Below are 11345 nucleotides of genomic sequence, written 5' to 3' on the forward strand. Positions count from 1 at the left end.
TCGGGCACCCGCGTGCCGGGCGATGCGGGGGCTGACGCCCCCTGCCCCCGGCCCCGTGCGCCGCCTTCGCGGCGCCTTGCGCGACCGTCGGCCGCGGGCCCGGCCCCGCGGCGCTCGTGGCACCTGCGGGACGCCGCCTGCCGCCCACGAGTCGTGGCGGCTGAGGCTCCCTCAGCCCGTGAGAGGGAACGCCGCCAGCGCGCCCACCCCGCACGTCAGGGGGGCGAAGACCAGCAGAAGCGTTACCGCTCGCAGGGCCGCCGCCTGGCGGAGGAGGGGGGCCGGGGTGCCCAGGCGGCGGAGGGATTCCGTCGTTGTGGCGCGGGCCTGTTTGGCCTCCAGGGCCGAGAACAGGAGCGTCGCCGTCGTGCAGGTGATCACCAGGGCCGCGCCCAGGCCGGTGAGCGGGCCGACGGGGCGGGGAGCTGCGTCGTCGTACAGCGTGGCGGCCGCGAGCGCCGCCGCGGCGACCGCGCAGACCACGCCCAGCGGGCGGCCGATGCGGCTCGACTCCTCCATCAGGGTGCGGCCCGCCAGCAGGCGGGTCGGGCCCGGGCGGAGGGCCTGGAGGAGGCGGCCGCAGAAACGGGTGATGCCCGGGCCCGCCAGGGCGAGGCCGAGGGCGGCGAGGGTCCAGCCCACGAGGACGCCTGCCGGGTTGCCCTCGAATTCGCCCGGCAGAGGCAGAGGTGAACCCGATGCGCCGCGGCTCGCGTACGTCTCGACGGCCAGGCCCGCCGCCATCAGCGCGACCCCCCACGGCAGCCCGCCCGGAGCGGGAGAAGGCACCGGGGAGGGTGAAGACTGCGCAGACCGCGGCGGAGACTGGCGCGGGCGCAGCGTCAGCGCGGCCGCCACCGAGGACAGCAGCGGCACCAGCGTGAGCAGTGTCAGCGCCGCGCCCAGCGGCAATGGCCGGTCCGCCGCGAGCAGTTCGGCCGCGGCCCCGTCGAACGGAAGCCCCGTCAGATCGCCTCGCAGGTGGAGGAAGAACAGCAGCGCGACCATGCTGCCGAGCGTGCCGGAGACGGCCGTCGACACCGCGGCCAGCGCGCTCAGCCGTACGGGCCCCAGGCCGATCGCCGAGAGCCCGGGCCTCGGACGCGTACTCGGATCCGTACGCGCCACTGCCACCGCGAAGTGCACCGTCGCCGCGAGCGGGATCAGGCACCACAGCAGCCGTACCGCGGACGCGCCGGGGTCGGTGGGGTGGGACAGTGCATACGTCAGCGTGCACAGCAGCAGGAACCCGACGCCCGCGGACGCCGCCGCCACCATCAGGCGACGCAGCAGGACCAGGGGGTGCGCGCCTCGGGCTAGACGGAGAGCGAGCACTCGGCGGCCCGGCCTTCCGCGTCCGCGGTCGGGAGGGAGTTGACGCGTCGGCCGTCGACGAGGGCGATCGAACGGTCGGCGAGCGCCGCCACCTCCGCGTCATGCGTGGCGAGCACGACGGTGATGCGGTGCGAACGGGCCGCGGCCGTGACCATACGCAGCACATGCGCCCGGTCCGCCCGGTGCAGCGTCGCCGTCGGCTCGTCCGCGAACAGCACCGACGGCGTGGCGGCCAGCGCCCGCGCGGTGGCGACCCGTTGCTGCTGCGCCTGCAGCAGCGCGTGCGGCCGCTTCCGCGCGCACGCGCCGATGTCGAGCCGCTCCAGCCACTCCATCGCCGCGGTCTTCGCCGCGCGGTGCGAGATGCCGCGCAGCAGCAGAGGCAGGGCGGCGTTCTCCCAGGCCGTCAGCTCCGGGACCAGCGTCGGCTCGGAGTCGATCCACCCGAAGCGGTCCCGCCGCAGCCGCTCGCGCCGCGGCGGGCTCAGCGTGTGCACGGGGGAGCTGTTGAACCAGACCTCGCCCTCCTGTGCGACCAGTTGACCGGACAGGCATCTCAGGAGCGTGGTCTTGCCGCTGCCGCGGGGCCCGTACACGGCGAGGATCTCGCCCTCCCGTACGCCCAGCGATACGCCCACGAGCGCGGGCGAGCCGTTGTGGGAGTGGTGCAGGGAACGCGCCCAGAGCACATCGTTGTCCGGCGGGGCCACCATGGCGTACACCTCGGTTCTGATCAGATTTCCCCTCCCCCGTCCGGGGGAACGAAGACAGGGCCGATCGGTCACTCGGCACGCTAAGGATTCAGAACCGGGGTGGCGGGAAGCACACGGCCCGGGTGCACCCCATCTCACTCGGATGGCCGAATGAGTGAGGGGTGCCCCGGGCCGATAGCCGTAAGCAGCCAGCCGTGACACGAGGGGCTAGAGCTTCGTCCAGGCCTCCGCGAGAACGCTGCGCAGAATGCCTTCGATCTCGTCGAAGGTCTCCTGCGTGGAGATCAGCGGCGGAGCGAGCTGCACGACCGGGTCGCCACGGTCGTCGGCGCGGCAGTACAGGCCGGCGTCGTAGAGCGCCTTCGAGAGGAAGCCGTAGAGCACACGCTCGGTCTCCTCGTCGGTGAAGGTCTCCTTGGTGGTCTTGTCCTTCACCAGCTCGATGCCGTAGAAGAAGCCGTTTCCGCGGACGTCGCCGACGATCGGCAGGTCGTGCAGCTTCTGCAGCGTGGAGAGGAACGCGCCCTCGTTGTCGAGGACGTGCTGGTTGAGGCCTTCCTTCTCGAAGATGTCGAGGTTGGCCAGGCCCACCGCCGCGGAGACCGGGTGGCCGCCGAAGGTGTAGCCGTGCAGGAAGGTGTTGTCGCCCTTGTAGAACGGCTCGGCGAGGCGGTCGGAGATGATGCACGCGCCGATCGGGGAGTAGCCCGAGGTCATGCCCTTGGCGCAGGTGATCATGTCCGGCACGTAGTCGAACTTGTCGCAGGCGAACATCGTGCCGAGGCGGCCGAAGGCACAGATGACCTCGTCCGAGACGAGCAGCACGTCGTACTGGTCGCAGATCTCGCGGACCCGCCGGAAGTACCCGGGCGGCGGCGGGAAGCAGCCGCCGGCGTTCTGCACCGGCTCCAGGAACACGGCCGCGACCGTGTCCGCGCCCTCGAAGAGGATCTGCTGCTCGATCTGGTCGGCGGCCCAGCGGCCGAAGGCCTCGGGGTCGTCGCCGTAGATCGGAGCACGGTAGATGTTGGTGTTCGGCACCTTGTGCGCGCCGGGGACCAGCGGCTCGAAGGGGGCCTTGAGCGCGGGCAGACCGGTGATGGACAGGGCGCCCTGCGGGGTGCCGTGGTAGGCGACCGCACGCGAGATGACCTTGTACTTGGTCGGCTTGCCCGTGAGCTTGAAGTACTGCTTGGCCAGCTTCCAGGCGGTCTCGACCGCCTCACCGCCACCGGTGGTGAAGAAGACCTTGTTCAGGTCGCCCGGGGCGTGCTGCGCCAGCCGCTCGGCCAGCTCGACGGCCTTGGGGTGGGCGTAGGACCATACGGGGAAGAAGGCGAGCTCCTGAGCCTGCTTGTACGCGGTCTCGGCGAGCTCGTGACGGCCGTGGCCGGCGTTGACCACGAACAGGCCGGAGAGGCCGTCGAGGTAGCGCTTGCCCTTGTCGTCGTAGATGTAGGTGCCCTCGCCACGCACGATGGTGGGCACGGGTGCGTTCTCGTACGACGACATCCGGGTGAAGTGCATCCACAGGTGGTCGTACGCGGTCTTGGAGAGGTCCTTGCTCACGGCTATCGGGTTCCCCACATATAGGTCTGCTTCTTGAGCTTGAGGTAGACGAAGCTCTCGGTGGAGCGCACGCCGGGGAGCGCACGGATCCGCTTGTTGATCACTTCGAGCATGTGGTCGTCGTCCTCGCAGACGATTTCCACCATGAGGTCGAAGGAGCCCGCGGTCATCACCACGTACTCGCACTCGGCCATGGCGGTGAGCGCGTCGGCCACCGGGTCGAGGTCTCCCTCCACCTTGATGCCGACCATCGCCTGGCGTCGCAGGCCCACGGTGAGTGGGTCGGTGACGGCGACGATCTGCATCACGCCCTGATCGAGCAGCTTTTGGACGCGCTGGCGTACGGCAGCTTCGGAGAGGCCGACGGCCTTGCCGATGGCGGCGTACGGGCGGCGCCCGTCTTCTTGGAGCTGTTCGATGATCGCGAGGGAGACGGCGTCAATCGTCGGGGACGATCCGCTGCCGTTCCTGGAGTCTGCGTTACGACTGGCCACGGGCTCACTTTGCACTGCGACTCGTCTGTGCCGCAACCCCTGAGCGATGAAATTCGTTGTTCGAGAGGTCAAATCTAACTGAATCCGAAGTTGTGGAGGGTCGGGGCTGTCGAAAGCGTTACCCGAGAGATTAGGGTGGGTGTCTCACCCATCGGACATCTGACAGGAGGGGTGGCAACAGTGACCACCGAGCTGCGTCGTCTGCGCAACTACATCAACGGGGAGTTCCGGGACGCCGCCGACGGGCGGACCATCGAGGTCGTCAACCCGGCCACGGGTGAGGCGTACGCCACGTCGCCGCTCTCCGGACAGGCCGACGTCGATGCCGCCATGGACGCTGCCGCGGCCGCCTTCCCCGCCTGGCGCGACACCACGCCCGCCGAGCGCCAGAAGGTGCTGCTGAAGATCGCGGACGCCTTCGAGGAGCGGGCCGAGGACCTGATCGCCGCCGAGTCGGAGAACACGGGCAAGCCGCTGGGCCTGACCCGCAGCGAAGAGATCCCGCCGATGGTGGACCAGATCCGCTTCTTCGCGGGCGCGGCGCGGATGCTGGAGGGCCGCTCGGCCGGCGAGTACATGGAGGGCATGACCTCCATCGTCCGGCGTGAGCCGGTCGGCGTCTGCGCGCAGGTCGCGCCGTGGAACTACCCGATGATGATGGCCGTCTGGAAGTTCGCGCCCGCGCTGGCCGCGGGCAACACGGTCGTCATCAAGCCCTCGGACACCACCCCCGCCTCGACCGTGCTGATCGCCGAGATCATCGGCGCGATCGTGCCGAAGGGTGTCTTCAACGTCCTGTGCGGCGACCGGGACACCGGCCGCGCGATGGTCGAGCACCCGATTCCGGCGATGGCGTCGATCACCGGTTCCGTACGGGCGGGCATGCAGGTCGCCGAGTCGGCGGCCAAGGACGTCAAGCGCGTACACCTGGAGCTGGGCGGCAAGGCGCCGGTCGTCGTCTTCGAGGACACGGACATCCCCAAGGCCGTCGAGGACATCGCGGTGGCGGGCTACTTCAACGCGGGCCAGGACTGTACGGCCGCGACGCGCGTGCTCGTGCACGAGTCGATCCACGACGAGTTCGTCGCGGCGCTGGCCAAGGCGGCGACGGACACGAAGACGGGCGCGGCGGACGACGAGGACGTGCTCTACGGCCCGCTCAACAACGCCAACCAGCTCAAGCAGGTCAGCGGCTTCATCGAGCGGCTCCCGGCACACGCCAAGGTCGAGGCCGGTGGCCACCAGGTCGGCGAGAAGGGCTACTTCTACGCCGCGACCGTCGTCTCCGGCCTCAAGCAGGACGACGAGATCATCCAGAAAGAGGTCTTCGGCCCGGTCATCACCGTTCAGTCCTTCCGGGACGAGGCGCAGGCCCTGGAGTGGGCGAACGGCGTCGAGTACGCCCTTGCCTCGTCCGTGTGGACCAAGGACCACGCGCGCGCGATGCGCATGTCCAAGAACCTCGACTTCGGCTGTGTGTGGATCAACACCCACATTCCGCTGGTCGCGGAGATGCCGCACGGTGGCTTCAAGAAGTCCGGTTACGGCAAGGACCTTTCGTCGTACGGCTTCGACGACTACACGCGCATCAAGCACGTCATGACGTCGCTCGACGCGTAAGCCTTGTTGACGGGGCGCGGGGACTGCTTCCCGCGCCCCGTTCTCATGCCGTCTGTGCCACCGGCGTGCGGTGCAACGCCAGCAGCAGGCACCAGATCTGAGCCGCCACCAGCTCGGGCGTCGCCTCGATCGTCCCGTGCAGCCAGTCCGCCAGGACGCCCGCGAAGGTCGCCGCCACCGCCGAGGCGATCAGGGGCGCGGACGGGGCTCCGGCCAGCTCGCGCTCCCTGCGGCTGCGCTGGCGCAGTTCGCGGTGGAGCAGATCGCCCAGGGGGCCGCTGCCGCCCTCGTGGAGCAGCGTGCGGTAGAGCGCGGCGTGCGGGGCCAGGTCCCTGAAGAAGTCCGTCAGGGCCGGCGGGGGAGCGGCGGGATCCGGGGTGCCTCGCCAGGCGTGAAGGGCGTCAACCGCGTCCCGTACGACCTCGGCGCAGGCGTCGACCGCCAGGGCGCCGAGGTCCGGGTAGTGCAGGTAGAACGTGGCCCGGCCCAGGCCCGCCCTGCGGACCAGCGCCGCGACGCTGACCTCGGCGAGGGGACGCTCTGCGCACTCCTCCAGCAGGGCCTCGCGCAGCCTGGCCCGGGTGCGTTCGGCGCGCGGGTCTCCCGCGGGGGCGCTCATCCCGCCACCAGTACGGCCGCCAGCGCGAGCGCGCCGGGCAGCGCCTGCGCCACCAGGATGCGCCGGTTCGCGGTGAAGCCGCCGTACAGGCCCGCGACGAGCACACAGCTGAGGAAGAAGACCTGGACGCGGTACCCGGTCGGGTCGGCGGCTATCAGGCCCCAGATCAGGCCTGCGGCGAGAAAGCCGTTGTAGAGCCCCTGGTTCGCGGCGAGCGGGGCGGTCGCGCGGGCCATTTCCGCGTCGAAGCCGGAGAGCTCACGGCCGGGCCTGCGCTCCCAGAGGAACATCTCCAGAACGAGGATGTAGATGTGCAGCGCGGCCACCAGGCCGACCAGGACGTTTGCCGTTGTGTTCATCGCGGATCCTCAGTTCATGGGCAGGTGTCCAGTAAGTATAGACACATGTCCATGACGGGTGGGGGGCGCCGTTCGCGAGGGGGTGGAACCTCATCGTCGGGCTGTAGCAGACTCGCGATCATGAGCGAGGATCACGTGAACTCCGCTGTCGCATACGGGCTGTTCGTGGCATGGCTGCTGCACGACGCCGAAGAGCTGGCCACAGGGCCGCGCTGGATACGGGAGAACGTCCCTGTGCTGCGCAAACGCTTCCCCGGCGTGCCCGAGCGGCTCTGGCGCACGATGGAGTCGGTCGACGAACGCGAATTCGCCGTCGCCGTCGGGGTGATGGGTGCGATCGTCGCCTCCGCCGCAGTCGCGGGCCGGCACTCCGGTGGCCGGTCCGGCTTCTATCAGGCCGTGCTGAACGGCTTCGGCCTCCACGGCCTCGTCCATCTCGCCCAGGCCGCGGCGGTACGCGGCTACACCCCGGGCTCGGCGACCTCGCCGCTGATCGTGGTCCCGTTCACCCTCTGGGCGCGCGGCCGACTGCGACGCGGGGGAGTGCTCCGCCCCGCGCGGGCCCGCGACGCGGCAGCAGGCCTGGCGCTGGCCGCAGGTGCCACGGTCGTCTCGCACGCGATCGCGCGCCGGATCACGGGGACCCCCGTTTTTGAACACGTTCACAACGGGCGTACGCTGCGGTCATGAGCGAGCGAGCCCTGTTGCGGCGCATACGCGTGTGGTTGATCGTCTTCATCGTCTGCCTGGTGCTGAGCGGGCTGACCGCCTTCCCCCTCGTGCACGAACTGCACTGGCTGGAAGACCTGTTGAACTCGCTGGGGACCGGCGGCCGGTTCCCGGCGCTGATGGAGTGGATCGAGCGGGTACGGGCCGGGCTGGACGCCACCGACGAGAAGTACCCCTTTGTGCTGTACGGAACGGACTGGCTCGCCTTCGCCCACCTCGTGATCGCGGTCGCCTTCCACGGCCCGTACCGCGATCCCGTACGGAACATCTGGGTCGTCGAGTTCGGGATGATCGCCTGCGCCGGGATCATCCCGCTCGCCCTGATCTGCGGTCCGATCCGCGGGATCCCCGTCTGGTGGTCGGTCGTCGACATGTCGTTCGGGGTGTTCGGAGTGATCCCGCTGTACGTCCTGCGCCGGAAGATCAAGCAGCTGGAGGCCTTGACGGGACAGGCGGCCGGTCCCGAACCGGCCGCCGTCGCGGCCTAGTTCAGGCCTGGTTCAGGCCTACGAGTTCGGCCGCGGGGTGACAACACCGTGCAGCGCGTCGACGCGGTTGGTGGTGATCGAGTCGACGCCGTACCGAACCAGCCGCCGCATGCTGCGACGGGTGTCCGCCACCCAGGCCGAGACCAGCATGCCGTCCCGGTGGATACGGTCCGTCAGCTCCTGGCCGAGCAGGCTGAACCGGTAGTTGAGCCAGCGCGGTCCAACCGCGGCCAGCAGCGCGGGCCGCGGCGGGGCCAGGGACGTCCATGTCATCGCGATCTCGGCCGACGGGTCGGCCGCGCGCACCGCGAGCATGGTGACCGGGCCCGCGCAGTAGTACACCCGCTCTCCCGCGCCGCAGTCGCGGACCGTGCCCACCACGGTCCGCACCGACTCCTTCGAGGCGCCGGGCAGATCGATCATCACGCGGTGCGATCCGAGGGCGTTCAGAGCCTCGCTCAGCGTGGGCACCCCGCCGCCGGTGAGCTCGTGCAGCTCGTCCCGGGTGAGTCGGGCGAGGGGCCGGTCGTGGCCCCACAGCCGTTTCAGTGAGTCGTCGTGCAGCAGCACCGGCACGTCGTCACGGGTGAGGCGTACGTCGATCTCCACCGCGTCCGCGCCCTGTTCGAGGGCGGAGCGGAGCGAGGGAAGGGTGTTCTCACGGACGCGGTACGGATCGCCGCGATGGCCGACAACACTGACTCTGCGCATGGGGCCCATTGTCGGGTTCGCTCAGCGCGCGAGCCAGGCGGCGGTGTACGCGTCGATCTCGCCCGCGATCCGCGCCTTGCCCGCCGGGTCGAGGAAGGACGCCTCCACGGCGTTCTTGGCGAGTTCGGCGAGTCCGCGCTCGTCCAGTTCCAGCAGCCGGGCGGCGACCGCGTACTCGTTGTTCAGGTCGGTGCCGAACATCGGCGGGTCGTCGCTGTTGATCGTCACCAGCACACCGGCGGCGACCATCTCCTTGATGGGGTGCTGGTCGAGGTCGGCGACCGCACGGGTGGCGATGTTCGAGGTCGGGCAGACCTCCAGCGCGATCCGGTGCTCCGCGAGGTGGGCGAGCAGCTTCGGGTCCTGCGTCGCGCTGGTGCCGTGGCCGATGCGCTCGGCGCGCAGGTCGTTCAGCGCGTCCCAGATGGTCCCCGGTCCCGTCGTCTCCCCGGCGTGCGGCACGGAGTGCAGTCCCGCGGCGATCGCACGGTCGAAGTACGGCTTGAACTGCGGGCGCGGCACACCGATCTCCGGGCCGCCGAGTCCGAAGGAGACCAGGCCCTCGGGGTGGAGGTCCACAGCGAGCCGTGCGGTTTCCTCGGCCGCTTCGAGCCCGGCCTCGCCGGGGATGTCGAAGCACCAGCGCAGTACGACACCGAGCTCGGCCTCGGCCGCCCGGCGGGCGTCCTCGATCGCCGCCATGAAGGCCTTCTCGTCAATGCCGCGGCGGGTCGAGCTGTAGGGCGTGATGGTCAGCTCGGCGTAGCGGATGTTCTGGCGGGCCATGTCACGGGCCACCTCGAAGGTCAGCAGCTGTACGTCCTCGGGGGTGCGGATCAGGTCCACGACCGAGAGGTAGACCTCGATGAAGTGCGCGAAGTCGGTGAACGTGAAGTAGTCCGCGAGCGCTTCGGGGTCGGTGGGGACCTTCGAGTCGGGGTGGCGGGCGGCCAGTTCGGCGACGATGCGCGGCGAAGCCGAGCCGACGTGGTGCACATGCAGTTCGGCCTTGGGGAGCCCCGCGATGAAGGGGTGCAGATCGGTCATCGGGGTCCTCCGTGTTCAATGCGCCGCTCGGGTCAGGGATCATCGTAGGGTGCCCGGCCGGGGACAGGGCGAGGGGCCGTAGCATGACGGCGAACCACGATGGGGGAGAACAATGTCAGACAACCAGGCCCAGCCGACGGGCGGGTCCGAGCCCCGCGACCGCGATCCGTGGGCTCCGCCACAGAGCGGTGCGGCACAGAACAGGGTGCCGCTGGACAAGCCCGCCGCGCAGCGCCCGCCGACGTCGCCGGTGCACGACCAGCCCACCGTCACGTCGATGCCGGGTGCCGGTCCGGTTCCCGACGCGGGTGCCGTGCCTCCGCCCCCGATAGCCCCGGGCGGACCTGCCCAGCCCGTCGCGGGTCCCTACGGCTACCCCGCAGCCCCGAGCCTCCCGCAGCCGGGCGTCGGTACCGGTGATCCGTACGGCGGCTACCCCGGATACCCGGGCTACCAGAGCTACAGCCAGCCGGGCTGGCAGGCCCAGCCGGCGAACGGCATGGGCATCACCGCGATGGTGCTAGGCATCCTGTCGATCTGCCTGTTCTGTCTGTACGGAGTCGTGTCGATCGTCCTCGGCGTGCTCGGCCTGATCTTCGGCATCCTGGGCCGCAAGCGCGCCCAGCGGGGCGAGGCGACCAACGGCGGCATGGCGCTCGCGGGCATCATCACCGGCTCCATCGGCATCGTGCTCGGCCTGGTCATCGTGGGCCTGATGATCTGGGGCATCACCAAGGCGGTCAACGAGGACCGGAGCAGGGACGACCGCTACGACGACTACTCGAACACGCTCGTGCTCCAGGACGCGGCCCGCTAGGCCCTGTCCGGCCGATCTTGCCAGGCTCGCGTGCCCTGGCACGGCACCTCTCCCCCGTAGCCCTTCGGGCACGGGAGGTACCCCCACCGTTGTCGTAGTCGCCCACGCTCCGCGTGGGCTCCATCCTCCGCCTTGCGATGCTCCCCCGTAGCCCTTCGGGCACGGGAGGTGCCCCCATCGCCAGACCCCGCTCACTGATCCGGCCTGATCGACCGGACAGGACCTAGCCGGTCTCACCTCGCGGACCGGAATGCGGTCGAGCCCGGTCCCCCCGTCACCCGCGCTTGCGCAGCTCCTCCCGCGCCTCCATCAGCGCGAACCCCAGCAGATTGAGCCCGCGCCAGCGCGCGGGATCCTGCGCCCGCTCGTCGTCCGCGGCCAGCCCGATGCCCCACACCCGGTCGAGCGGGCTGGCCTCCACGAGCACCCGGTCGCCCGTGCGCATCAGATAGTCGCGCAGCTCGGCATGGTGCCCGAACTTGTGCACACTGCCCGAGCGCACGATCGCGAACCGCTCGCGCTCCCATATCGCGTCGTCGAAACCGCGCACCAGCCGCCCGGCCCGCTTGGCCGCGGCAGGGCTGGTCGCCGTGAGCGCCTGCCTTTCGGCCTCCGCGTCGCCGAAGAGCCGTGCCTTGCCCGCCATCATCCAGTGCTCCGCCGTGGCGTACCGCACGCCGTCGACCACGAACGGTGACGGCCACCACTGGCTGAGACAGCTCGGGCCGATGCTCCCGTCCCGGCGCGGCGCGTGCCCCCAGAAGTGCAGAAACTTGACTCGCTTGTCGCTGCTGACCTGCTGGATCAGCTCTTCCATCCCCATGAACGCGAGTCTGGCATCCAG

Annotated in this window: 13 protein-coding genes; 4 read left to right on the forward strand and 9 right to left on the reverse strand. The window is 70.3% G+C overall.

The genetic code is table 11. From position 1 onward, the window contains the following. Positions 1 to 171: 171 nt before the first annotated feature. The 4 genes from OG741_RS28650 to OG741_RS28665 all read right to left on the reverse strand — a co-directional run bounded on the left by OG741_RS28650 (position 172) and on the right by OG741_RS28665 (position 4126). Positions 172 to 1335 carry a hypothetical protein gene (locus tag OG741_RS28650; protein ID WP_405602622.1) on the reverse strand — a complete coding sequence of 388 codons (1164 nt, stop codon included), beginning with the start codon at positions 1333 to 1335 and terminating at the stop codon, positions 172 to 174. Beyond that, entirely contained in the window at positions 1317 to 2048 is a 732-nt protein-coding gene (locus OG741_RS28655; RefSeq protein WP_405602625.1) for an ABC transporter ATP-binding protein, read from the reverse strand. The genes OG741_RS28650 and OG741_RS28655 overlap by 19 nt, the downstream gene beginning before the upstream one ends. A gap of 207 nt (positions 2049 to 2255) precedes the next feature. Continuing rightward, positions 2256 to 3635 (reverse strand): aspartate aminotransferase family protein, encoded by a 1380-nt coding sequence (locus OG741_RS28660; RefSeq protein ID WP_405602628.1) that lies wholly within the window; start codon positions 3633 to 3635, stop codon positions 2256 to 2258. Next, complete coding sequence (locus OG741_RS28665) at positions 3620 to 4126, reverse strand: Lrp/AsnC family transcriptional regulator (RefSeq protein WP_324981522.1); 507 nt, start codon at positions 4124 to 4126, stop codon at positions 3620 to 3622. The genes OG741_RS28660 and OG741_RS28665 overlap by 16 nt, the downstream gene beginning before the upstream one ends. A 165-nt stretch (positions 4127 to 4291) precedes the next feature. On the opposite strand from OG741_RS28665, the gene OG741_RS28670 reads away from it, so the two are divergent. Beyond that, on the forward strand, positions 4292 to 5731 hold the full coding sequence (locus OG741_RS28670) for a gamma-aminobutyraldehyde dehydrogenase (protein ID WP_405602631.1): 1440 nt from the start codon (positions 4292 to 4294) through the stop codon (positions 5729 to 5731). Positions 5732 to 5774: 43 nt separating this feature from the next. On the opposite strand, the gene OG741_RS28675 is transcribed toward OG741_RS28670, so the two are convergent. Both OG741_RS28675 and OG741_RS28680 read right to left on the reverse strand, forming a co-directional pair. Continuing rightward, a complete protein-coding gene (locus tag OG741_RS28675) occupies positions 5775 to 6350 on the reverse strand; it encodes a TetR/AcrR family transcriptional regulator (RefSeq protein ID WP_405602633.1) in 576 nt (191 codons plus the stop codon). After that, positions 6347 to 6709 carry a DUF1304 domain-containing protein gene (locus OG741_RS28680; RefSeq protein ID WP_266488906.1) on the reverse strand — a complete coding sequence of 121 codons (363 nt, stop codon included), beginning with the start codon at positions 6707 to 6709 and terminating at the stop codon, positions 6347 to 6349. Before OG741_RS28680 ends, OG741_RS28675 begins: the two co-directional genes overlap by 4 nt. Before the next feature lie 120 nt (positions 6710 to 6829). On the opposite strand from OG741_RS28680, the gene OG741_RS28685 reads away from it, so the two are divergent. Both OG741_RS28685 and OG741_RS28690 read left to right on the forward strand, forming a co-directional pair. Continuing rightward, positions 6830 to 7399 carry an HXXEE domain-containing protein gene (locus tag OG741_RS28685; protein WP_405602636.1) on the forward strand — a complete coding sequence of 190 codons (570 nt, stop codon included), beginning with the start codon at positions 6830 to 6832 and terminating at the stop codon, positions 7397 to 7399. Further along, a complete protein-coding gene (locus OG741_RS28690) occupies positions 7396 to 7926 on the forward strand; it encodes a hypothetical protein (RefSeq protein ID WP_405602638.1) in 531 nt (176 codons plus the stop codon). The genes OG741_RS28685 and OG741_RS28690 overlap by 4 nt, the downstream gene beginning before the upstream one ends. Before the next feature lie 18 nt (positions 7927 to 7944). Here the strand turns inward: OG741_RS28690 and OG741_RS28695 are convergent, their stop codons facing one another. Both OG741_RS28695 and OG741_RS28700 read right to left on the reverse strand, forming a co-directional pair. After that, the gene (locus tag OG741_RS28695; RefSeq protein ID WP_405602640.1) at positions 7945 to 8637 is read right to left on the reverse strand and encodes a glycerophosphodiester phosphodiesterase; all 693 of its coding nucleotides are present in this window, start codon (positions 8635 to 8637) and stop codon (positions 7945 to 7947) included. A 21-nt stretch (positions 8638 to 8658) separates the two neighbouring features. Further along, positions 8659 to 9684: an adenosine deaminase gene (locus OG741_RS28700; RefSeq protein WP_405602642.1), complete on the reverse strand. Its 1026-nt coding sequence runs from the start codon at positions 9682 to 9684 to the stop codon at positions 8659 to 8661. Positions 9685 to 9796: 112 nt separating this feature from the next. Between OG741_RS28700 and OG741_RS28705 the strand changes: the two genes are divergently transcribed. After that, a complete protein-coding gene (locus OG741_RS28705) occupies positions 9797 to 10501 on the forward strand; it encodes a DUF4190 domain-containing protein (RefSeq protein WP_405602644.1) in 705 nt (234 codons plus the stop codon). A gap of 274 nt (positions 10502 to 10775) precedes the next feature. Here the strand turns inward: OG741_RS28705 and OG741_RS28710 are convergent, their stop codons facing one another. Beyond that, complete coding sequence (locus tag OG741_RS28710; protein WP_405605821.1) at positions 10776 to 11324, reverse strand: NADAR family protein; 549 nt, start codon at positions 11322 to 11324, stop codon at positions 10776 to 10778. Positions 11325 to 11345 lie beyond the last annotated feature (21 nt).

It is taken from the genome of Streptomyces sp. NBC_01410 (genome assembly GCF_045040195.1).
Lineage (GTDB): Bacteria > Actinomycetota > Actinomycetes > Streptomycetales > Streptomycetaceae > Streptomyces.

What these genes read in the sequence shown, in the direction of transcription:
- OG741_RS28655 (WP_405602625.1), bottom strand. Translation starts at nt 2,048, where the DNA reads ATGGTGGCCCCGCCGGACAACGATGTGCTCTGGGCGCGTTCCCTGCAC.
- OG741_RS28675 (WP_405602633.1), bottom strand. Translation starts at nt 6,350, where the DNA reads ATGAGCGCCCCCGCGGGAGACCCGCGCGCCGAACGCACCCGGGCCAGG.
- OG741_RS28680 (WP_266488906.1), bottom strand. Translation starts at nt 6,709, where the DNA reads ATGAACACAACGGCAAACGTCCTGGTCGGCCTGGTGGCCGCGCTGCAC.
- OG741_RS28685 (WP_405602636.1), top strand. Translation starts at nt 6,830, where the DNA reads ATGAGCGAGGATCACGTGAACTCCGCTGTCGCATACGGGCTGTTCGTG.
- OG741_RS28690 (WP_405602638.1), top strand. Translation starts at nt 7,396, where the DNA reads ATGAGCGAGCGAGCCCTGTTGCGGCGCATACGCGTGTGGTTGATCGTC.
- OG741_RS28695 (WP_405602640.1), bottom strand. Translation starts at nt 8,637, where the DNA reads ATGCGCAGAGTCAGTGTTGTCGGCCATCGCGGCGATCCGTACCGCGTC.
- OG741_RS28700 (WP_405602642.1), bottom strand. Translation starts at nt 9,684, where the DNA reads ATGACCGATCTGCACCCCTTCATCGCGGGGCTCCCCAAGGCCGAACTG.
- OG741_RS28705 (WP_405602644.1), top strand. Translation starts at nt 9,797, where the DNA reads ATGTCAGACAACCAGGCCCAGCCGACGGGCGGGTCCGAGCCCCGCGAC.
- OG741_RS28710 (WP_405605821.1), bottom strand. Translation starts at nt 11,324, where the DNA reads ATGGGGATGGAAGAGCTGATCCAGCAGGTCAGCAGCGACAAGCGAGTC.